The 23,515-nt window shown below is 38.6% G+C and carries 21 protein-coding genes; 2 read left to right on the top strand and 19 right to left on the bottom strand.

Features of this window, described 5'->3' with window-relative positions; genetic code table 11:
• Positions 1-101: 101 nt before the first annotated feature.
• Complete coding sequence (locus AB1H92_RS03350) at positions 102-1,403, bottom strand: glucose-6-phosphate isomerase (RefSeq protein ID WP_115360168.1); 1,302 nt, start codon at positions 1,401-1,403, stop codon at positions 102-104.
• Positions 1,404-2,367: 964 nt separating this feature from the next.
• On the opposite strand from AB1H92_RS03350, the gene AB1H92_RS03345 reads away from it, so the two are divergent.
• The gene (locus AB1H92_RS03345; protein WP_115360167.1) at positions 2,368-3,240 is read left to right on the top strand and encodes a Cof-type HAD-IIB family hydrolase; all 873 of its coding nucleotides are present in this window, start codon (positions 2,368-2,370) and stop codon (positions 3,238-3,240) included.
• Between the two features lie 659 nt (positions 3,241-3,899).
• Here the strand turns inward: AB1H92_RS03345 and AB1H92_RS03340 are convergent.
• From AB1H92_RS03340 to AB1H92_RS03305, 8 genes are all read right to left on the bottom strand, one after another.
• On the bottom strand, positions 3,900-4,823 hold the full coding sequence (locus AB1H92_RS03340; protein WP_115360166.1) for an AEC family transporter: 924 nt from the start codon (positions 4,821-4,823) through the stop codon (positions 3,900-3,902).
• 416 nt (positions 4,824-5,239) lie between these two features.
• Complete coding sequence (locus tag AB1H92_RS03335) at positions 5,240-6,520, bottom strand: TRAP transporter large permease (protein WP_115360165.1); 1,281 nt, start codon at positions 6,518-6,520, stop codon at positions 5,240-5,242.
• Complete coding sequence (locus AB1H92_RS03330) at positions 6,517-7,056, bottom strand: TRAP transporter small permease (protein ID WP_115360164.1); 540 nt, start codon at positions 7,054-7,056, stop codon at positions 6,517-6,519. Before AB1H92_RS03330 ends, AB1H92_RS03335 begins: the two co-directional genes overlap by 4 nt.
• Positions 7,057-7,074: 18 nt before the next feature.
• On the bottom strand, positions 7,075-7,752 hold the full coding sequence (locus AB1H92_RS03325) for a GntR family transcriptional regulator (RefSeq protein WP_166739542.1): 678 nt from the start codon (positions 7,750-7,752) through the stop codon (positions 7,075-7,077).
• Between the two features lie 89 nt (positions 7,753-7,841).
• Complete coding sequence (locus tag AB1H92_RS03320; RefSeq protein ID WP_115360162.1) at positions 7,842-8,861, bottom strand: zinc-binding alcohol dehydrogenase family protein; 1,020 nt, start codon at positions 8,859-8,861, stop codon at positions 7,842-7,844.
• 89 nt (positions 8,862-8,950) lie between these two features.
• Positions 8,951-9,952: a 3-dehydro-L-gulonate 2-dehydrogenase gene (yiaK, locus tag AB1H92_RS03315; protein WP_115360161.1), complete on the bottom strand. Its 1,002-nt coding sequence runs from the start codon at positions 9,950-9,952 to the stop codon at positions 8,951-8,953.
• Between the two features lie 45 nt (positions 9,953-9,997).
• Positions 9,998-10,963 carry a Gfo/Idh/MocA family protein gene (locus tag AB1H92_RS03310; protein ID WP_115360160.1) on the bottom strand — a complete coding sequence of 322 codons (966 nt, stop codon included), beginning with the start codon at positions 10,961-10,963 and terminating at the stop codon, positions 9,998-10,000.
• Positions 10,964-11,085: 122 nt separating this feature from the next.
• Positions 11,086-12,111 carry a TRAP transporter substrate-binding protein gene (locus AB1H92_RS03305; protein ID WP_115360159.1) on the bottom strand — a complete coding sequence of 342 codons (1,026 nt, stop codon included), beginning with the start codon at positions 12,109-12,111 and terminating at the stop codon, positions 11,086-11,088.
• 309 nt (positions 12,112-12,420) lie between these two features.
• Here AB1H92_RS03305 and AB1H92_RS03300 point away from each other — a divergent pair, with 309 nt between their 5' ends.
• On the top strand, positions 12,421-13,095 hold the full coding sequence (locus AB1H92_RS03300) for a GntR family transcriptional regulator (protein ID WP_115360158.1): 675 nt from the start codon (positions 12,421-12,423) through the stop codon (positions 13,093-13,095).
• Between the two features lie 145 nt (positions 13,096-13,240).
• On the opposite strand, the gene larC (AB1H92_RS03295) is transcribed toward AB1H92_RS03300, so the two are convergent.
• From larC (AB1H92_RS03295) to larC (AB1H92_RS03250), 10 genes are all read right to left on the bottom strand, one after another.
• Positions 13,241-13,711, bottom strand: a complete 471-nt coding sequence (larC, locus tag AB1H92_RS03295) for a nickel insertion protein (RefSeq protein WP_115360157.1) — start codon at positions 13,709-13,711, stop codon at positions 13,241-13,243.
• Positions 13,711-14,466: a nickel pincer cofactor biosynthesis protein LarB gene (gene larB / locus AB1H92_RS03290; RefSeq protein WP_115360156.1), complete on the bottom strand. Its 756-nt coding sequence runs from the start codon at positions 14,464-14,466 to the stop codon at positions 13,711-13,713. The genes larC (AB1H92_RS03295) and larB overlap by 1 nt, the downstream gene beginning before the upstream one ends.
• 170 nt (positions 14,467-14,636) lie before the next feature.
• The gene (locus AB1H92_RS03285; protein ID WP_115360155.1) at positions 14,637-16,109 is read right to left on the bottom strand and encodes a gluconokinase; all 1,473 of its coding nucleotides are present in this window, start codon (positions 16,107-16,109) and stop codon (positions 14,637-14,639) included.
• A gap of 90 nt (positions 16,110-16,199) precedes the next feature.
• A complete protein-coding gene (locus AB1H92_RS03280; RefSeq protein WP_115360154.1) occupies positions 16,200-16,970 on the bottom strand; it encodes an SDR family oxidoreductase in 771 nt (256 codons plus the stop codon).
• A gap of 21 nt (positions 16,971-16,991) precedes the next feature.
• On the bottom strand, positions 16,992-18,260 hold the full coding sequence (locus AB1H92_RS03275) for a lactate racemase domain-containing protein (protein ID WP_115360153.1): 1,269 nt from the start codon (positions 18,258-18,260) through the stop codon (positions 16,992-16,994).
• A gap of 179 nt (positions 18,261-18,439) precedes the next feature.
• Positions 18,440-19,276 carry an ATP-dependent sacrificial sulfur transferase LarE gene (larE, locus tag AB1H92_RS03270; protein WP_115360152.1) on the bottom strand — a complete coding sequence of 279 codons (837 nt, stop codon included), beginning with the start codon at positions 19,274-19,276 and terminating at the stop codon, positions 18,440-18,442.
• 267 nt (positions 19,277-19,543) lie between these two features.
• The gene (locus tag AB1H92_RS03265; protein ID WP_115360151.1) at positions 19,544-20,824 is read right to left on the bottom strand and encodes a TRAP transporter large permease; all 1,281 of its coding nucleotides are present in this window, start codon (positions 20,822-20,824) and stop codon (positions 19,544-19,546) included.
• A 3-nt stretch (positions 20,825-20,827) separates the two neighbouring features.
• Positions 20,828-21,358 (bottom strand): TRAP transporter small permease, encoded by a 531-nt coding sequence (locus AB1H92_RS03260; RefSeq protein ID WP_115360150.1) that lies wholly within the window; start codon positions 21,356-21,358, stop codon positions 20,828-20,830.
• A 72-nt stretch (positions 21,359-21,430) separates the two neighbouring features.
• A complete protein-coding gene (locus AB1H92_RS03255; RefSeq protein ID WP_243835606.1) occupies positions 21,431-22,423 on the bottom strand; it encodes a TRAP transporter substrate-binding protein in 993 nt (330 codons plus the stop codon).
• Positions 22,424-22,764: 341 nt separating this feature from the next.
• The gene (gene larC / locus AB1H92_RS03250; RefSeq protein ID WP_115360149.1) at positions 22,765-23,499 is read right to left on the bottom strand and encodes a nickel pincer cofactor biosynthesis protein LarC; all 735 of its coding nucleotides are present in this window, start codon (positions 23,497-23,499) and stop codon (positions 22,765-22,767) included.
• Positions 23,500-23,515: the final 16 nt, after the last annotated feature.

Raw genomic sequence — 23,515 nt, 5'->3', positions numbered from 1 at the left:
TATTCATGGATTTCTTTCGGTAAAACATTGCATACTTTATAAATAAAAAACTATGCCGATTAACTCTTCAGTTAATCAGACATAGTTTTTAATATAGCGATTTACTTTTCTTCAACGAACCCTGGCTTTTCTAACATTCTAAAGATGTTTTTCTTATACTCTTCTACACCTGGTTGGTCAAACGGGTTTACGCCTAATAAGTAAGCACTCATTGCACAAGCCATTTCAAAGAAGTAAATGATGTAGCCGATGTGATACGCATCTTTTTTACCGACTGTCAGGTGAATTAATGGAACACCGCCGTCTTGATGCGCTTGCATTGTTGCTTGTAATGTGACGTCGTTAATTTCATTCATCGTTTTATCGGATAGATAGTTTAATCCATCTAAATTATCCTCTGTTGTTGGAATCGCGCAATTTGCCGTTGTTTCTTTGAACTGGACGAACGTTTCAAAAATCTCGCGGCGGCCATCTTGAACGTATTGACCTAAAGAATGCAAGTCTGTTGGATAAGCGACAGAAGCTGGGTAAATTCCTTTTCCGTCTTTTCCTTCACTTTCGCCAAATAACTGTTTCCACCATTCGTGGAATGTCGCAAAGTTTGGTGTGAAGCTTGCTAAAATTTCTATATTGTACCCTTCATTTAACAGGTGATTTCTGAGCGCAGCGTATTGATAAGCACTGTTTGTACTTAATTCCGAGGAAGTGTATTCTTTGACTGCATCTTTGGCGCCTTCTAATAGCTGTAAAATATCGATGCCTGCAACAGCAATCGGTAGTAATCCTACAGGCGTTAAAACGGAGAATCTGCCACCAACATCGTCTGGAACGACAAAAGTTGTAAAACCAGAACGATTCGCCAATTCTCTTAGTGCGCCTTTCGATTTATCAGTGATTGCAACAACTCTGTCTTTCATAGCTGCACCGTATCGATTTTCCATATATTCAAGTAAAATACGGAAGGCAATCGCTGGTTCTGTTGTCGTACCCGATTTAGAGATCACGATAACGGCTACTTCTTTGCCGTCAATATGTTGAAGTAATTGCTTCATATACGTGCCACTTAAGTTTTGTCCTGCAAAAATAACCTCTGGATTGTCTTCATGCTTGCCGAAGTACGGTGATAGTGCGTCTTGAACTGCTTTCGCACCTAAATAAGATCCGCCTACGCCGATGACAACAACGACGTCTGCCGATTTCCGTAATTTCTCTGCAGTTGCTAATACTTGGTTTAATTCTTCTTGATCAATTTCATTCGGCAGTTGTTTCCAGCCAAGAAACTCTGCACCTACAGACGTACCTTCTATCATCTGCTTGTGAATGTGTTGAACTTTTTCCCCGAACTGCTTTTCAAGTTCTTCTTGTGCTATATGTGTTTGGTTGAATGTAATTGCATTTACCATAATTGTAACCTCTTTCCTTATATGTCATATAAAATAGTTGGCTTCTGTTTCACCATGAATTAAGGTTAAAACCATTTATACTATACTACACCCAGTTCTATCTAGCTAATATGATGCAGTTTAGATTGAATCAAGTTTTTGTCGGTGCTATTTGAAGTAGGAATTTTCTCTTCTTGAATAGTTAGGTATCCCATTTTTAATAATGTCAAATAAACTATGTTGATTTCCGTTCCGAGCGGACGCTTTCGGTGGGGCGTGCGGTGAGCCAATCGCAAACCGCAGATTGCGATTGGCCGTATTTCTGCGCTTTTTGCAGAAATTAAGGCATCCTCTTGTATATCCCTGCTCATAACGCTTCGCTTTTACTCGCAAAAAGCCGTTCTACGTAACGGCTTTCGCTCTGCACTCCAATCAACAGAGATTCCTTATATATAAATTAATAAGAGCATATAATTTACATAGATTTTGTTTATAAATAACTTCGCTAACTCAATATCCCTGAAGTCCTTTTAAGCTTGATAAACAGGTTTTTCAGTTGCTTGGTGTAAGTAAGAAACGTTGTCTTTGGCCGCCTCCGATACACCCATTGGACTCATATCGCTACTATCTATTATATGTTCAATAAGCCATTTCCTATATCCAAGTGCTTAAAGAGCCCTTTTTCTATGCCTGCAAATCCCAATAATTCAACTTGCACACCAATTAATCGGAGTGGAAATCGGCGACTCCAGCGGGAACAGCGCGAGCCGAAGACCCTGGACTGAGCGAAGCGAGGGAAGCGGCTGAGGCCGTGCCCGCGGAAAGCGTCCGATTGGAACGGAGATTAATTGCGCTATGGATTTATATTTATCACCCACAAACATTTTCTTTAGTTCATTTTCACTCCATTAATACATGTGAGTTGATATTCTAGTTAAACATTGATATTATCAGGTTCCAAGCTGAATGGAGGACTGAGTTTTTCATGATACGCCTTATTGCAATAGATATGGATGGGACGCTGTTAAGCCCCGATCACACGATCAGTGAAATGAATAAAAAAACGATTCGTGAAGCGCAAGCACAAGGGATTGAAGTCGTAATTGCTACAGGAAGAAGCTATTTAGAAGCTTATGAACCTGTTCACGAAGAAGGTCTCGACCTTTCCTATATTTGTATTAATGGTGCCGAAGTAAGAGACAATACTGGTAACCTCATTACAGGAACGCATTTATTAGATGAAGACATTCATAAAGTGATGGCTATTTTAGAGTCATATGAAATCGATTGCCAACTATTTATCGATAAAACCGTTTATGCTAAAAGTATCCAAGTACAAGTTGATACATTTATTCAACTTGCTGAAGCTGCAAATTTAACGCCAAACGTTGAAGATATTCGTAAAGAAATCGAAAGTCGTGTCGAACTAGGAATTGTTCAAATTGTAGACTCATTTGATCCGGTACTAAAAGATCATCAGAGTGAGATTTACAAAATACTAGGCACTTCGTTTAATCGTGATAATTTAGATGTTGCTCGCGCAGCACTAAACAATATCCCAAGCCTTGCGATTAGCTCATCTGGTGCAGGGAACCTTGAAATCACAAACGTGAACGCTCAAAAAGGGATTGCGTTAACAGCGTTAGCAAGAGCGCGAAACATCCCAATGGAACAAGTAATGGCGATTGGTGATAACTATAATGATTTATCAATGATGGAACGCGTTGGACGCTCAGTCGCGATGGGCAATGCGCCAGAAGCAATTCAAGAAGCATGTGATCATATTACTGAAACTAACAGCAATAATGGCGTTAGCGTTGCGATCCAAAAGGTATTGCAAGCACAAATGTCTCGTTGATTTTTCAAAATAAATACCGTCCACTTCCTTTATGAGAATGGACGGTTTTTTTTATGCTTATACCTCTCAATAGCACCTAAGGAAAAGTGTTATTGAGAGAATTATCGAACATATCAATATATATAAAACATATGAATAGAAGCGCTATATTATTTATAGCTTCTGGGAACGTATGTGTGATAGAATAAAAAAGTAATAGAATAGGTTTTCAAGGGTGGTCAGCATCCCGTTTTCAATCCTAGTCACGGTATATTCCATGACGGAAGGGGGTGCTGCAAGTGACCATATTCCAGACGCTTGTAATCATGATTAGCTTTTCTTGTCTAGTCGTGTCGATCATTGCGTTGGCGTATTTTAAAGGTACGCATCCTACAAGCGCCGCGTCCTGCGGCAACGGATGCATGACCGACATCCTGTCGGCCTCAAAATAAAATAATCCACCCTTGAGTTTCGCCGCTCTGGTGGATTATTTCGCCAAGTGATGCTGTCCCCTCAAAGGGAACCTGCTATTACATTGGTCGTTCGATGCACAAACATCGGGCGACCTTTTTTTATTCTATTCAATCTATATCTTTATTATACTTTTGAGTGGATTCTTTGACAACTATTTTATCTTAATTTCTTTTTTTACTGGATCTTAACGATAAAAACTTTATCGTCTAAAACAACAACCTAGCCATAAAAATCACAATCGAAACCGTCACCGCACTGATTAACGTTGAAAACAAAACGATTTGCGCAGCCAGGTCCGGATGATTATCGTATTCCTGCGCGATTACAGCACTATTCACTGAAGTTGGCATGGCTGATCCAATTAACAATGCTTGTGCGACGATGCCTTCTACTTGAAATATGTATATGATCGCTAATGCAATGAGTGGGCCAATTGCTAGCCTAATCGTCAAACTATAATACAATGTGGAAAGTGCAGAAGTGAATTTAATTTGAGCGACCTGTGCCCCTAATGTAAAGAGGGCTAACGCAATCATCGCATCTGCAACATAGTTTGCCGGTACCCAAATAAATGATGGAATCGCAACGTCGAAGTAATTTAGCGATACCCCTGCCAACATCGCATACAGTACAGGCATTTTAAAATAACCAAGTGCTGCTTGTAATTTCCCTACCCGGACGGACTGCAACGAAAAAATCCCATAGGAAAATAAGAAGATATTTTGCAATGTTAGTATAATCACTTGAATTGACATTGCAAATGGGTCACTTCTAAACACTAAATCATTGACCGGTACACCATAGTTTCCAGAATTGAAAAACATAACGCTATTCGAAAAGGTCGTTTTTTCACCTTTCTCCAACCGAATCATCTTGCCAATAAAATGCGAAATGATATATAAAATCACGACATAGAGAATGAAAAACAAGAATACCTGTCCAAATAAATTCACAGATATCTTTGTACTATATAATTTCACAAAAATAAATGCAGGTACAAGAAAATAAATATTTAATCGAGCCAATGTTTGTACATTTAACAGAAACTTTTTTTGCATCCAATAACCAATCAACATGATGACGAAAATCGGCAGTAGAATATCTTTTAATATAATCCCCAGTTCTAGCAAGTTCCCCCATCTCCCCTAGCCGTGAGCATTTATGAATAAACTCGGATAACCCATTTGTCGATATTGCAATTACAGGATTCAAAACAAGTCAGCTGTCTGCACCCGAAAGCGTATCTCCCATTCCTGCTACAGTAATCGACACCATTGCTTCATGAACTTTTTCAATATTATCAAGTTAGCAATGAATATCAGTTTCCCGGTGGAAAAATTCAATACTTTCTTCAATTTCAAGCGATTGCTTGAAAATACATATTCCTAAGCTATTTTACAACTAAGAGCTCACAAAAGGAAGTCGACAGATTGATAAATCGTCAACTTCCTTTATTAATCTCTGAGAAAAGATTTCCAAAAGGGGCTTCATTTATAGTTATCCTAGCACCTTCCGACAACGTTTCTGCCCCCATCGTCTTTAACGATTACTTCACTAAAAACTCTAATGGTACTAAAACAATAGATGGGAACAATATTAATATAATTACAAGGATTCCATATACGAGCAGGAATGGCCATGTACCTCTAACAAACTGGGTAATCGTAATTTTCCCCACTCCCGCAGCCACGTTCATAACTGTTCCAACCGGTGGCGTTATGAGACCAATCGTCGCCGTTAATACAAAGATAATACCGAAATATACTTCATTAATACCAGCCATCTTTACTAAAGGCATCAAAATTGGTACTAGAATTAAAATGGCCGGCGTAATATCCATCGCTGTACCGACAATAAATAAGATAATAACAATCACAAACATTAGCAAAGTTGGACTTCCAGCAAAAGGTCCTAAGAAATCACTAATCAGTGTTGGGATGTCCGATACTGTAATTAACCAAGCTGAGACCATTGCTGCAGCAATTAAAAACATTACCGTACTCGTGGTCTTAGCAGTTGAAATAAGCACTTGGTATAACGATGAAATTTTCATTTCACGATAAATTAATAGACTTACTAATAGCGCATAAAATGCAGCAACTGCCCCCGCTTCAGTTGGGGTAAATATGCCGCCACGTAAACCTACAATAATTATGACCGGTAATAATAGCGCCCAGAATGAACTAAGAAAGCCTTTCCAAACATCTTTGGCACCTTTTCTAGGAAGCGTTTGAATCATATCTTTACCCATCAGAATTCTCCAAACAATCACTAGACAAATCGCCATCAAAATCCCTGGAACAATTCCAGCCATGAATAAACTCGTAATTGAAACACCACTCGTCACACCGAAAACAATTAAGGGAATACTAGGTGGTAAAATTGGTGCAATGATACCACTTGAAGCAATTAAACCCGTTGATTTTTCCCTGCTATAACCCGCTTGTACCATCATAGGGATTAATATTGCTCCAAGTGCAGCCGTATCCGCAACCGCCGAACCGGATAACCCTGCAAATAGAAGCCCCGCAAATATTGCTACATAACCTAATCCACCGCGAATATGTCCGAAAAGTGACATGGCAAATTCAACGATTCGTTTTGACATGCCTCCCGCATTCATAATTTCCCCTGCAAGGATAAAAAACGGAATCGCCATGAGTGGGAAGTTATTGGCACCACTAATCAGGTTCGTTGCCATAATCTGCGTATCAAAAACATCTAGGTAAAACATGAGAGACACTGAGGTCGCTAAGAGGGCAAATGCAATCGGCATCCCAATTAGAATTAATCCAAAAAGTACAACTACGAAAATCAGTAAAGTCATAATTTGTTCCCCTCTTCCGCATTGACTAATTCTTCTACTTCCGATTTGGGCAACATATATTTATCGACATCATCTTTGAAAAATAAAACCGTGATTAAGCGAGTGATCACAATTATAGCCATTCCAACACTTAAAATAATGCCCATTCCATTCATAAATGAAAATGGGATACCTGTTGCAGGCGCTGGACTATTTATACTTAACTGTGTAATTTTTATACTTCCATCAAAAATCATATAAAGTAAAAATAATATTACTAAATTAATAAAAACAAATGAGATTTTTCTAACCACTTTAGGTAATTTCCCAACCAATAAATCTACAGCCATATGTTCATTACTTTTTAGGGCCTCAATCGCTCCAAAGAAGACTAACCACACAAAAAAGAATCGAGACATCTCATTCGCCCACGGAATACTTGAGTCAAATATGTATCTAGAAACAACATTTGAGAATACTAATAGACTCATAGCAACGACGCAAATAACCGCAAACAATTTCAATAGCTTATCGGAATATGTTGCAAACCGCTTCATATTATTCCCCCTACACTTTTATTTCTTTAAATAAGCACTCATTACCGTGGCATTCGTATCCAGTAAATGGTCTTCCAGCCATTTTTCAATTTTGTTCTGATCCTTCTCCACTAACGCATCTATAAGTATTCTATGTCGGAATATCAGGTTATCTAATTCCTCTTTAACTTCCTTAAATCGTTTCTCTGTAGCAACTACCAGTAAACAGAGGATAATATTTCGGATATTTCTCCAAAAATAAGAGACCCTTTTATGATTTGCACGCATGATTAATGTTTCATGAAAAAGTAAGTCCTGAAAGGCGAATTCCATGAAATCATTATGGTCAGCATGTAATTTCATAAGATCGACAATTTTATAAAATTCAGATGCCTCTTCCGAATCAAAACCCTCAAATATTTTCCGGATGGAAAAACCCTCCAATAAGAACCTAACATCATAGATTTCTTTAATATCCTCTTCATTTAAGCCTTGCACAGTAATACCCATTCGTCCCGGGGTCACAAGGCCTTCTAATTCTAACGTTTTAAATGCTTCCCTAACTGGAGATCTGCTCGTTTCAAATGATTTTGAAATCATATTTTCACTTAAAACAGCCCCATCTTCAATCTCTCCATTTATGATTTGAAATCTTAACTCACTCGAAATAAGCTCGCCCAAGGAGTCACTCGTTAACCAATTGGCAGGAAACTTCATTTTCATTCTCGTCCTTTACTATTCATACTTCTTACATAAGCACCTTCTGATTTGGCGGTTCTAAAAATCAAGGTGGTTTTTCAAGTCAATTATTCAAATGAAATAACCGCTTTTCTAACTTTATCAGGATTTTCCTTGATAAACTTAAACGCTTCCTTCACGTCGTCAACATGGAATTTATGTGTGACTAGACCATTATGTGTTAATTTCCTTTCATTAATTAGCTTTACTACCTTTTCAAATTGATTCGTTTGTAGTCTAGAACCCGCAATTGTTAATTCCTTTTTCGTAATGAGCATTTGAGCGATTGCAGATGGTGTTGCATTAAAACCTAGCGTCACAACATAACCTGCCGGAGAAGCTATCTGAACACTTAATTCAAATGTTTGTGGCGTCCCTACCGCGTCAATTACAACATTGGCCCCTTCACCATTTGTAATTTCATTTATTTTTTCCGTTGTGTCTATCTCAAATGGATTAATTGTATAGTCTGCGCCGTTTTCTTTCGCAAAAGCCAATCTTTCATTTGTTAAATCAGAAATAATGGTCGTTGCACCAAGAATCTTTGCCATTTTTAAAACCGTAATGCCAATTGGACCAGCCCCTTGAATGAAAACTGTTTGTTCATCTTGCACATTACCTCTCCATACGGCTTGTGCACCAATTGTATAAGGTTCTGCCATGACCGCTTCATCCCACTCAATATCTGAATCCATTTTATGCACTTGTTTTTCAGAAAGGATTATAAATTCTTGCATTCCGCCATCTTCGTGAACACCAAGTACTGCTACATCTTTGCATACATTGGGTCTACCAGATTTACATGCATAGCATTCCCCACAATAATGAATTGGTTCAATCACAACATGATCGCCAACGGATACTTTATTCACATCTCTACCTAACTCTACAATTACTCCGGTTATTTCATGCCCAATTATTCTCGGATAAGTTGCAAGTGGATTAGTGCCATGGTAAATATGCATATCTGATCCGCAAATACCGACCCTTTTCACCTTAACTTTTACCTGATTATCTTTTTCTATCACTGGTTCCTCAATATCTAATAGTTCAATTGTATGTGCTTTAGGTATTCGAATTGCTTTCATGTATATCCCCCTCTGTTCGTAAGGCAATGGGGCAGCACCCCCGTCCAATAAGGACGAGGTGTCCCCCCTATATATCCCACAACAACTTATTACATAGATTTAATTTTATTCCAGACTCCCTCATCGACAGGTATTCCCAGTTTCAAATTTTCCTCGCGCGTGTTCATCGTTCGCTCCCCAGGATAATATACTTCGCCTTCACTTGAGGCTGGAACAGAGTCTTTAATATATTGAATTGATTCGTTAATTTTCTCTTCCGTCTCCGACATATCCCCCAGTTTCTCCGGTGATATAGCCATAAACACTTGCGATAATGCGTATTCATCATCGCCTAATTTTCCAATACCATGTGTCGTATTTCCACCCGATAACATGGAAGCTAGGAGATCGAGTACGATGGATAAGCCCGAACCTTTCCAAAAGCCTACCGGCAATACGCGCCATGTTTCTTCTATTTCCTTCGGATTTTTTGATAAATTCCCCGCATTATCAAAACCTCCTGGTACTGGTAACTCTTTTCCTTCCAACCGATATTCTTCTATTTTACCGTAAGAAAATTGCGACATCGCCATATCTACAACTACCGGTCCTTCTTCTCTTGGCAATGCTAAAATGATAGGATTATTCCCAATCCTTCTATCTATAGCTCCCCAGGCAGGCATATTCGGCTGCGTGTTAGTCCACAGAATTCCAACATATCCCTTTTCCGCTGCTTGCCAGCCATACTCGCCACCCCTCATCCAATGATTTGTATTTTGTAGAGCAACACACCCAATACCAAATTCAGATGCTATTTCCATTGCCCGATCCATACAGTGTTTTGCTGTTAAGTTTCCTAATGCTAAGTTTCCGTTCCATCTTTCAATTGCACCAAAAGAACTGATTTTTTCCGGTACTGCATTTGGCTTTATGTAACCCTTCTCTATATATTCAATCACTCTTGGAAATCTATTCACACCGTGTGAATAAACCCCATCGCGGCTATTATTTGTAAAAGACGTGGCTGCTTCTTCAGCTGCTTGTTCAGTAAAACCTTTTTTAATAAATACTCTTCTAAATTCGTTTTTCATGTCTTCATATTTTATTCTCATATTCTCAACTCCATAAAAGTAATGTCATATGTGTTTATCAACACTTCATACAAAAAATTTATCCATCACCATATTAGTCCTGGCACCTGAAGTACCATTACTTTGACACACTCCACCCGTGCCGGTTAATTCTTCCACGATTGTTTCAACAAGAGGCTGATGGACATGCTCTGGCATTTCATAGGTAAATTCGGTTATTCCATCGGAGTTTGTTAACAAAACTGGCTCATTTCCTAGAGTGGAGAAGGTTAACTTTCCTTCACTTCCGATGATTTCATTTACATCTACATCTTCATAGGCAGAAAAACACCAATTTCCTGTACCATGGATTCCAGATTCAAATACATATGCACCTGTTACGATATCTTCCGCCCGATAATTCCCTGCTTGGTTGGCAGTAAAACCTTTCACTTCCCGAATAGGTCCGAGTAGAAAATCTAAAATATCTAACGTATGACTGCCCATATCAAAAAACAATCCGCCACCGGATATCTCAGGCTGAACCCTCCATGCATCCTGTAAGTCTTCCGAAGGTCTTTGATATTGCGTTGTTATAACAAAGCGAATTTCCCCAATTGCATTATTGTCCAGCAATTCTTTTATCTTCAAAAATCTAGGCATTGCCCGGCGGTAGTACGCAACATATAAAGGAACACCTGCCTCTTTACAGGCAACAATCATTTCGTTACATTCGTCAAAATTAAGCGCCATCGGCTTTTCAACATAAATGGGTTTCCCTGCTTTTGCAGCCTTTATTGCATACTCTTTATGGGAACTTGGCGGTGTTGCAATATAGATTGCATCGACTTCCGGATCATTTATTAAATTATCAGCATCATCGTACCATTTCGGCACACCATGTCTTTCTGCATAATCCTTAGCCAAATGACCAGTTCTACGCATTACTGCAACTAATTCTGAATTCTCGACTTTTTGGAATGCGGGGCCACTTTTCACTTCAGTCACATCACCGCACCCAATAATTCCCCAACGAACTTTTTTCATTTTCATTGGACGATTCCCCTCTCAACTACAACGATTTGTTATTCAAGCGTGAAATATATTTAAAAATCCAAACGAAATATTGGTTTAAATACAGGGGAATGCCTCTGTAGGACATTCCCCTTTGAGAATTATTTTAGATCTTTAATTTTCTGTAACATTTCTTCTGCCCAAGTATATTTTTCTTTACGCTCTGCAAAGAACGGCTCCATCGCATCAACCATATCCTGTCTGAACTCTTTACTAGGTTCAGTGACAGTTAAACCTTCTTCTTTTAAGAATGCAATATCATTTTCAACGCTTTCACCATATAACTGCCATTGGTATTCGGTAGAAGCTTGAGCTGCTTTTTCAATTGCATTTCTTTGTTCATCTGTTAATTTATTTTCCCACAAGTCTCCATTAATCACATATAGGTTAGGACTGAAAACATGGTTGGAAAGTAAAACGTTTTCTTGAACCTCATAGAAACCATTTGCCACTAAAGTAGATATTGGGTTATCCTGTCCATCCGCAACTTTTTGTTCCAATGCAGTAAATATTTCTGAAAACGGTAAAGAAATTACATTCGCGTTTAAACTTTCTCCAATAGCAATATATTCTGGTAAATCTGGCATTCTTAATCTATAAGTTTTAAAGTCCTCCATACTTTCAACTGGCTCATGGCTACTAAATGCACGGAAACCATTTGCGGCCCAACCTAATACTTTCACGCCTGTTTTCTCTTCTAATTCCTCAGCGACTTCCGCGCCAACTTCCCCAGTATAAGCTGCCTTGGCATGATCTAAATTTTCAAATAAGAAAGGCCAGTCACCAACCTTTAGTTTTTCCGGATTACCTGATACAGTTGTACCGGCGATAGCCATTTCAATTGTTCCATTTCTTACGCCATCAAATGTTTCTAATTCCGCGCCTAATTTATTATTTTCGAAAATTTGAATTTCTAATGTTCCATTAGATTCTTTCTCAGCAATCGGCTTAAACTTTTCTAGTATCGCAACATTATGTGGATGATCGATTCCAAAGTTATTTGCAACTTTAATAACAACTTTTTTTCCACCAGAATCAGATCCAGTATCTGAGTCCACATCTCCACAAGCAACAATTAATAAACTAGTTAAAATAAATAGTACAGCAATCCACAAATTTCTCTTCACTTCAAAATCCTCCCCTTTTCTATAATTTTCAAATACAAATATTTTTACTGAAAACTCCCTAAACGGAAAGCGCTTTCAATATACCTAACATACTAGTCGACAAGTATACGTTTGTCAATATGCTTTTAATATATATTACGTACAAAAAGCATTACGTATTGATAATAATATTCGCAACCTACCATTTTCAAAATTCATCAAATTGATTTTCAAATGGTAAGTAGCTATAATATTGGTGCAATCAATATGCATAACTACTTGTAACATTTTACATGACACATGAAAGACTTATAAAGGAGATCGATAGATATGATCAAAATCGAAACGTCCTCATTAACAAAACAAGTTTACGATATTCTTCGTAAAAGTATTATTAGCAGAGAGTATTTACCCGGTGATAAATTAGATATCCTAACTTTAGCAGATACTTTCGGAGTAAGCCGATCCCCTGTTAAAGATGCGATTAACCAATTGGTACATGAAGGGCTCATTGAAGTGATTCCACGCAAAGGAACATACGTCTCACAATTAAGTTTTAATGAATTTACTGACATTCTCGATGCACGTTTAATGATTGAAAAATGGGCAGCTGAGCAAATAATTGAAAGCGCTGCCAAAAGACAAATCGACGAATGCACTGAAATTGTAGTTAATATGGATAATTTGCTTGATTTAAGCCCATTTCCCTTTGAAGAGTATTTGGAATTAGATATTCGATTGCATAAAACATTAGTTGAATTAGCAAACAATGCAAATGTAAAACAGATTTACAATTCCTTAAATACGCATGTTTCCTTATCTCGTATTGTTTACTCAACATCGTTAGAAAGCACAATTGCCAGACATAAGGATCATTGGAATTTAATAAAAGCATTAAAAGACCGTAATTTAAACGCCTTTACAGATACGATAACCATGCATATTCATAGCTTGAAAAAAGAAGCAAAATCACGGTGGGACGAAGTGATGGACAGTAATTTTTAATGAGTCTTGCCTAAACAAAGACGGATAGATCGGTTGCCGCCCTATTTAATGGTCATCTATAAAACAGTGCAATGTCGTTGATTAATGTGAAAGCCGTTACGGAGAACGGCTTTTACGACTAAAAAGCGTATCGTTAATGATGAAATCACTCCGATAACTTTTTCCAAACTTCTTCATAAACATGTTTAAGTGGAACATGATTGGCTTCGGCAATTTCTTTGCATTCCTCAAATTCTGGAGAACTCTTAATCACTTGCCCATCCAATATCCCTTCTTTAACAGTAACCTCTCCCCATTTGGTCGAAACTTTTCGAAAGCTTCTTTCCATTCGATGGACTGTTAAAGGATAATACCGTACACCCAGGGTAGTCGTTTCCTGGAAGAGGATTTCCTTCATTTTATTCAATTTGGATTTTGAACAAAGAAGTTGTAACAATATCGCTGGCCGATTTTTTTTCATATAAATCGGTGTATAATAAACATCATTTGCCCCGGCATCGATTAATAAATCCATCACATACCCTAAAATCTCACCGGAAATATCATCTAAATTGACTTCAACTTTAAACATGGCATCATCAATATGCGCATGATTTGGCGGATGAATGACTGACATTATGACTGCCCCTCTTCTGTTGGTTGTGCCAATCGATGAATCAACGCAGCACTGTACGCTGCCCCGTATCCATTGTCGATATTTACAACGCTAATGCCTGATGCACAAGAATTAAGCATCGTGAGTAATGCCGATAAACCATTAAAATTCGCACCGTAACCCACACTTGTCGGGACGGCAATCACTGGATGTGAAACAAGTCCACCGACGACGCTCGGTAGTGCTCCTTCCATCCCTGCCACTGTTATTGAAACCGTCGCTTGCTGAATTTCTTCGATATTATCTAGTAATCGATGAATTCCAGCTACTCCAACATCATAAAATCGACGAACTTCACAACCAAATGCCTCAGCAGTAACAGCCGCTTCTTCAGCAACTCTTAAATCTGACGTGCCTGCACATAATACTGCAATAAAACCATTTGCAAAACGATTTTTCCGTTCATTACGTGTATATAAAATTTCAGCAATCTCATTGTAAATTAATTCAGGATGTGTACTTCTTACTTCTGTCGCTTTCTCGCCTGAAATCCTTGTGACTAATATGTCATCCCCATGCGCTTGAATTGCAGTGATGATGGTAGTAATTTGCTCAGCTGTCTTACCCTCACCGTATATCGTCTCTGGAAAGCCTTGACGTTTTTTACGATGATGGTCCACTTTTGCAAATCCTAAATTTTCATACGTTGCGAGCTTTCCTTTTGCTTCTTCTATACTTAAAGTACCTAATTGAACTTGCTTTAAAATTTCTTCCATTGATCTCACTCACCTTATTTATAAATGATGATAAAAAACGGGATAGCTGATGGTAAAGTAAAACAATATCAGCATCCCGTACGCTCGTACTAAATTAGTTTTTCATAAAAGTTAAGGGTATTCTCACGTAACAGTTACAATCATCATAACAAATAAGGGCCCAAGAAGAATCAAAAATACTTCTTTAAATCATTGGCAATGTTGATATATTTATCGAAGTTCTCTTTGTAGAATGTATGATTGTCCATATTCGGCTGAATGATTGCTTCAATCGGGATATTTTGCTTAATATCTTCTAAAGATGCAACTTTCCCAGTTGCGTATAATGCTGTCCACGCAGCACCCCAAGCGGCACTATGATGACTTTCCGATAAATAAACTTCTTTCCCAAAGACATCCGCCAGCATCTGTACCCAAAGAGGTGATCTTGCAAGTCCACCATTGACATAAATCTTCTTCGTTTCGCCCGCCTGCTTTTCTAACGCAATGCCGATGTGGAATAAATTATACGTAATGCCTTCCAACACTGCACGGACTAAATGTTCTTTTTTATGCGTAATGGACAGTCCGAAGAAATTTCCTTTCGCTTCTTGACGCCATACCGGTGCTCTTTCTCCGTTAATATAAGGTAGGAATAATACCCCTTCCGCCCCCGGTGCAACCTTTTCCGCTTCGGCAGTTAATTGCTCAAAACTGCCTTCATACTCAATCAATTCTTTTAACCATTGGAGTGCGATACCGCCGTTATTTGTTGGCCCACCAATAATCGATAATTCATCCGTAAATGCATAGCAAAATACTTCTTGGTCTTCGCTTACTTTAAAACCTTTCATCATTTGGCGAATTGCACCGCTCGTTCCTGCTGAAATCGCTACTTCACCAGGTGAAATAGCACCACTACCTAAGTTTGCTAACTGCCCATCAGCAGCGCCAATGACAAATGGAAGATCTGCTGGAATACCCATTTCCTTCGCAATTGCTTCATCGAGTCCTGTTAATTTTTCTGTTGGCGCTACAATTTTAGAAAGTTGTTCGGCATTTACGCCACTCAATGCTAGCGCTTGTTTGTCCCAATCGAATTCCTTCACATTAAACATGCCTGTTGCTGACGCCATAGAATAATCAATGACACGAACGCCAAACCATTTTTGGATGACATATTCCTTTGCAGACATAAAGTAAGCTGCCTGCTGGTAAGGTTCGAAATTCGTCTCCTTCATCCATAGCAATTTACTAAACGGGGACATCGGATGGTTCGGCAATCCTGTATTTGCGTAAACTTCATCTCCGACTGTTTCACGCAGTGCACGCGCTTGTTCACTGCTTCGACCATCCGCCCAAATCATTACTGGCGATAAAGGTTCAAATTGTTCATTGATGCAAATAAGAGAATGCATTGCCGCACATAGGCCAACCGAGACTAAATGATTTGCATCCACATTCCCTTTTTCCAAGACATCCTTAATAGCGCCCCTAGAGGCAGCTTCTATTTCCACCGGATCCTGTTCTACCCAATCCGGTTGCGGATAATGAGAAGTTATCATTCTTTCAGCTTCTGCAACAAGTTTACCATTTTGTTCAAATATAACTGCTTTCGCACTCGTCGTACCGATATCCAGTGCAAGTACAAGTTCTTTCGACATTACTTTTCACCTTACTCTCATTGTATTGAAAAGAAAAAGCTTTGGAATGTTCTCCAAAGCTTTTGATTAACGTTCCTGCGTCCAATTCATTTAAATTGTCATCGCACCGAAACCACCGTCTACACGGATTAGCGTTCCTGTAACGAAGCCAGATGCTTCGTCTGAAGCAAGCCAAACAGCTGTACCTGCAAGCTCCTCTGGTTTTCCAAAACGATCCATTGGCGTATGGCCCATGATTGATGCAATACGTTCTTCACTTAAAATTTTACGGTTTTGTTCCGCCGGGAAGAATCCTGGAATAATTGCGTTTACACGGATGCCGTGCGGTGCAAATTCACGCGCTAAAAACTGTGTCATATTGTTTACGCCAGCTTTAGATACGGAGTATGTAAAGACTCTTGATAATGGCGTTGTTGATGATACGGATGAAATATTAATAATGCTACCTTTTCTTTCTTGTTCAATCATTCTTTCAGCGAACACTTGCGTTGTCAACATAATGCCTTTTAAGTTCACGTCTAAAATATGGTCCCACTCGTCTTCTTCTATTTCAAAAAATGGTGTCGGACTATTTGTTCCAGGTGCGTTTAATAAAATATCCCAGCCGCCTGACCAAGCTTCAATTTCTTTTGCAACGTTCTTTAGAGATTCTTTTGAAATCACGTCAGCTTGGAACGCTTTCGCTTTACCGCCTTTTGCGATAATATCTTGTACAACTTCTTCTGCTGTTTCTAAATTCCGGCCAACGACAGCTACTTGTGCACCTTGGTCTGCTAACCCTTTAACCATTGCTGAACCTAATACACTATTTCCGCCAATCGCGACAGCTGTTTTTCCGGTCAAATCGAATAAATTGCTCATGTGAAAATCCTCCTAAAATGTTTACGCTAAATTTCCTTCATCATCAAATGACAGTTCATATAAATCCGTGATTTGTTCCATATATTGATGGGCCTTCACGTCTTCGAGATACGCTTCCGAAACTTCAATTTCACCAATTTCTAACGTATTTTTGATACGTACCATTCTAACTTGTGTAAAGTCTAAAATATTACATGTTTTAATCGCAGCCTTAATTGCAAGTTTATCGTTTGCCAATGTCGTCGCTGCTTTCGTAGGAGCTACAACCGTTGAAGTAAGGCCGTTTGCATACGTTGCATCCCAATCTGTTTTATCAACAAGGCGTCTTGTCGTAAAGTCAGCTGTTCCAACACCGTTCGCATTTCCTTCTGTTTCTGGTGTCAAATCAAGCACTACCATTTTATTAACTTCCGGTCCACCGTGCGCGTAAGGCGTTGGATAGCGTCCAGTAATATTCGGATCCATTCCGTCGCCGCTAATATTTTTACCAATTTCATCAATCACAAGTACATCAATTTTCTCGAAATTAATTTTAGGTAATAATTGTTTCGCCATTTTTTGAAGCTCTGTTTCACGCGTTTCGATTTCATCTGGTAATAAAACCTCAACATGCGCAACTTTATCAAAAGCATTTTCAACTGTCGCAACGCCAAATAATACAGGCATTTTTTCCAGGATCATCGAAGCCATTAAAATAATATGTTTGCCCATATGTTCGAAACCGAGCTGGTGGCATGTTTCTGCCCCTCTTTGTTTCCCTAAACCGATAGCAATCATTTTCATAATACCGCTTTCAACAGTTCCTCTAAATGCTGTGTGTGGTTTCACGCGGTTAATTACAACGATACCATCTGCCTGTGAAGCGAGTTTATCCACGTAAACTGGCAGTCCGTTCTCTAATTTTCCGATCTCCACAACTTCCATAGATGAACGAATCTCAGCACCAACCGACTCTTCCGTTACACCTAAATGTGCAAGAACTGCCGTTTGTCCTTCCGCAGTTGCACCGCCGTGACTTCCCATACTTGGAACGATAAAAGGCTTTGCCCCAAGTTCTTTTAAATATGTAATTGTTCTTCTGGTCACCTCGACGATTTGGTCCACGCCGCGGCTACCAACAGCTACTGCAATCTCCATGCCTGGTTTTACGGTCCTGCGAATTTCTTCTTTTTGTAATGCTTCATTCAACGCGCCATCTACATCGTCTAATTTTGTATCATCAAATGATTGACGTACTTTCAACATTTTAGGTACTGGTATATCTTTTAGTAGTTCGTTGAGAATGCTCATGTGAATTTCCTCCTTAATCATTGCATCTGTCTCGGCCTGCTGCATGTTTTATTCTTCTTATTATACGGTATTTGATTGCCAATACTCACAAAAAACAATTCGTTTATCCAGCAAACTAATTAACCAGATAAAGGTCCCATTCTCGATTTATTCGATTCAGAATGGGACCCAATAACAAACTAACTATTTGATGCTTTTTCTAAAATCGTTGCTGGCAATTCCTCGTTCATGCTTCCTGTACGATATCCAAGTAAATCAATCGAAACATATGCAAATCCAAGTGAAGTCAGTTTCATTTGAATTTGTTCACGCTTTTCAACCATAGACGGAATTTGTTCAGGTGTTACTTCGATTCGTGCTACATTTCCATGATGACGGACTCTCGTTTGAGGGAAGCCTAATTTATCTAAAAATATTTCAGCCTCATTTACTTGCTCGATTTTTTTCTTATCAAGTTGAACGCCATATGGAATTCTTGACGCTAAACTACATGATGCCGGCTTATCCCAGACTGGCAGCTCAAGCTGATTCGCAAGTTCTCTCACTTCATGTTTATAAATGTTAGCTTCCTGTAAAACGCTTCGTGCACCCGCCTCAGTTCTTGCTTTCAAGCCTGGACGGAAATCATCCAAGTCATCCATAATCATGCCGTCCAAAACATACGAATAACCTAATTCTTCCGCAATGTCATTCAAGTGGCTATACAACATTTTTTTACTGTGGTACCAGCTGTCTGGATTGTTTGCCACAATATGCGGATTCTCAAGTTCTTTAATTTCCGTCTTATAAACGTTCACACCCATTTTTTCAGCTAATTGTACCGCACCTTCAAATTCTTCTTTACGGAATAATTCAGATGCAACGACAACTGCTAACACTTGGTCGCCAAGTTCTTCTTGTGCGCGCTTTAGGACAAGCGTGCTATCCACACCGCCTGAAAATGCTACAAGGACACGTTCCATGCCTGACAGGATTTCTCCTAAGTGACGATTTTTTTCTTCCAAAGTTTTGTTCATCTTGAATCGCCTCACTTTTATTCATTTTCTAATGATTACTATGCCACCGATTTGTTCAAGTGTTAGTGATGCCCAAATCCCTTATTTTCTTGTATGGAAGTAAGCTTTAACCGCTTTCACAAATCATAAAACTTTAGTTTGTTTGTCAACTAAACCAATTTATTTCAATTAAAGATTATCATTTTCATAAGTAAGCGTCAAATACTATTAACTATTGATGAATCGTCTTGCACAGCTACTTACGCCCTCTGCAACATTCCTTATGTTCTATTTCGCCAGAAGCTGTGGCAGATACATGACAATACTTGGGACAAATGAAATTAATAACAACACGAATATTAATACGCCATAGAACGGTAACATGGACCTTGCAGCCCTTTCAATAGGTATTCGTCCGATTGCTGCTCCGACAAATAACACAGAACCTACTGGCGGTGTAACCAAACCAATTGCTAAGTTAAGGACTAATACAACTCCAAAATGAACTGGGTCCATTCCAATCTCTATCGCAATAGGCAATAAAACTGGTGTTGCAATTAATATAAGTGGGGCCATATCCATCACCATGCCCAGTAACAATAAGATTAAATTAATTAAAAGCAACGTCGTAATGTCGTTTGGTGAAATGGTTAAAATAAAGTCTGTTGCCATTGCTGGAACCTTTAATAACGCCAACATCCAACCAAAAGCTGAAGAAGCTGCAATTAAAAACATAACCATTGAAAGTGTTCTAAATGCACGATATAAGATTACTTTGAAACGGCTAAGCGGAATATCTTTATACACAAAGAACGTGATAATGAACGCGTAAAGTGCACCTATAGCCGCTGATTCAGTAGCCGTGAAAAAGCCGCTAATGATTCCGCCCATAATAATGACGGCTGTCAGTAGCCCTAATAAGCCTTCTCGTACAATTTTAGGAACTTCTTCTTTTTTAATTGGTTCGCCTTTAGGATAATTTCTTTTCACTGCAATGATATAAGTTAGCACTAATAATGCAAATCCAAGTAATAATCCCGGTATTAATCCACCCATAAACAAGGCCCCAACAGATACCCCACCCGCTGCGGTTGAGTAAATAATCATATTATGACTAGGGGGAATGATAACACCTTGTGTAGCGGATGCTGTAGTAACACTTACCGCATAATCATTATCGTACCCTTGCTTTCTCATCATTGGAATTAACACCGATCCCAAAGAGGATACGTCTGCCAAAGCAGAACCGGATATCCCGCCAAACAAGGTACTTGTAATAACGTTTACGAGCGCTAATCCACCTCTAATTCTTCCAATAATTACGTTCGCAAGATTAATTAAGCGGCGGGAGATTCCACCTTCATTCATAATTTCTCCGGCTAATATAAAGAACGGAATTGCAATTAATGAAAAAGAGTTAACGCCACTAACCATACGTTGCATAATCGCCGCTAAATCAATATGCAAATAAACGCCAGTTGCAATTGAAGATATAGCCAAAGTAAGCGCAATTGGAACCCTTAATAATAAGAGTAAAATAAAAACACCTAGTAGTATTAATATTGCCATTCTTTAAGCCCTCCTATCTTCGACTGCATCTAGTGCATCAACATCAATCTCATCGTTATATTCTTGGTGTAACCCTTTAGAAAACAGCAATTCAATTCCGTATAGTAACACGAATATGCCCGTAACAGGAATAGCCGCATATAAATAACTAGATTGAAGACCTGTTCCAGCAAGAGTTGAACCGCCCATTATAACTGTAAATTTCCATCCATAAACGACTAAAACAATACCGAAGATAATAATTAATATCTTTGCTAGAAAATCCATTGCATCCTGCAATTTAGTTGGAAACATATCAACTAAAAAACTGACCCCAATATGAAGTCTTGCTTTAAACCCATAAGCAATTCCTAAAAAGCTCGTCCACACAAAAAGAATAATGGAAAGTTCTTCTGCCCAAGACGGCGTATGTTGGAATAGTTGTCTTGAAAAAACTTGATATATAATGATTAAAATCATCGCCAGTAAAGCCGTCATAGATACGCCTACAAGCAGACGATCTAAAATATTTTTGATCCACTTAATCGCTTTCATAAGTATTTCCCCCTTTGTCCAAAAAAACTGTCATTTTCACCGAATTTAAAATAGACGAAAACATCATCATTCTTACTTACTACTTTGAATTTTATCAATCCATTTTTTATAGGGTCCGCCATATTTTTCATATACCGGCTCAACAGCTTCTCTCCAAGGTGTAAAGTCTTTTATTTCAATTACTTCATTTCCTCTTTCAATCACGGCTTCTCTAGATTTCTCAGTTAATTCAGCCCATGCCTCACGCTGTACAGCTACAGATTCTAATGCTGCTTCTCTAAATATTTCCCTATCTTCTTCACTTAACCGATCCCATAACTTTTGTGAACCTAGTAAAATTTCAGGCGGTCCAGAATAGTTATTTTCAGTAAAATATCCTGCCACTTCATAATGATTGGATGTGTAATAACTTGGCCAGTTATTCTCTCCGCCATCTATAACTCCTGTTTGAATGGCCGAATACACTTCACTGTATGCCATTGGTGTTGCTGAAGCGCCAAAAGATTTAAAGACATCAATCGCTAGTTCCGATGGTTGCACCCGAATTTTTAATCCTTTTAAATCTGCCGGCGTTTCAATTGGTTTTTTGGAATTATAAATACTTCGCTCACCCGAGTCATAAAAAGCAAGACCAATTAAATTCGTACCTTCAAAAGTATCAAGTAGCTCTCTTCCTAATTCTCCATTTAAATGTTCCCATTTCGAATCCTCGTCTTCAAAAAGATAAGGTAAAGATAAAACACCAACGTCTTTGGAGAATTCTGTCAGCGGCATTGTATTCACTCGCGTTAAATCGATTGCACCGAGTTGAAGTAATTCTACAATGCTTTTCTCACTTCCTAGCTGCCCTCCAGCATAAACGTCAATTTTATAACGACCTTCTGTTTTTTCTTCAACTAACTCAGCAAATTTCTTATCGCCAATCACTGTTGGATAGTCTTCGGGGTGATTGTCAGCCAAACGTAATACAATTGCTTTATCTGAAGATCCAGAAGCTCCACATGCTGCTAACATAATTGTTGCTATGAAAACGCTTAATAGCAATGAGATAAACTTTTTATTCACATGAACCTCTCCTTAACTAAATATTATGCACCGTAAATTCTCCTGATATGCTACCGCTTTCATAAAAATTTCACTCGAATTAATTTAGCCGATAAACAAACTAATTAAAATTTATTATAGATGCAGGCGCTTTTATTTTCAAGGTTTTTTTGTTCTTATTTTCTTCACAAAAAGGTTGTTTAAAAACTGAAGATTCCATTTTTAAACAACCTTTTATTTACTAACAGGGGCAATTTCATAATTGCCCAAACTATATATTGACCGTTATTGGATTACGAAATAATTGACTAAACCTTGTAATAAAGGCACTTAAAGTGGTCGTGAATATTTAATTTACTTTTTTACAACTTTTCACCAATCATTACCCTTAAAATATTCGGATGGCTTGAAAATGTTTTTGTCCCCGCCCCGTAACCAATTTGTTCGACCGTCATACTCGGCATCGTCCCAAAACTATTCGCTAATGCAGCAACAATCGCCGCGCCTGTTGGGGTTGCGAGCTCTCCTTTTACATCGCTCGCAGCAATGGGCACACCACGTAAGATTTCTAATGTTGCTGGTGCCGGAACTGGATAAATTCCATGTTCAATACGAATCTTGCCGGAACCGACTGGAACCGAAGATGATTGGATACTGTCGGGATTTAATAAGTCCAATAAAATCGCCGCGCCGACAATGTCAATGATTGAATCAACCGCGCCTACTTCATGAAAATGGACGTCCTCAAGTGGAACACCGTGAATCTTACCTTCAGCAACACCTATCTTCTCGAAAATTTTCAATGCAATTTTCTCTGCACGCTCCGAAAACTTAGCCTTTTGAATCATCTCGACAATATGCTTATAGGAACGATGATGATGGTCATGGTGATTTCCATCCGTTAATAAAACATCGAACTTTGTACTTGTGATGCCATTTTTTACAACTTTGGCAACCTTCAACTCATATTCATCTTCCATCTTTAGTTTCTTTAATTCATTTTCTAAATGAACGATGTCGCCACCGGCATCAATTAACGCTCCTATTACCATGTCACCGCTAATGCCTGAAAAACAGTCGAAATAGAGAACTTTCATTTTTAACGCGCCTTTC

The sequence above is a fragment of the Sporosarcina pasteurii genome (assembly GCF_041295575.1).
GTDB classification, from domain to species: domain Bacteria; phylum Bacillota; class Bacilli; order Bacillales_A; family Planococcaceae; genus Sporosarcina; species Sporosarcina pasteurii.
This window is presented reverse-complemented; position numbering and strand designations above follow the sequence as displayed.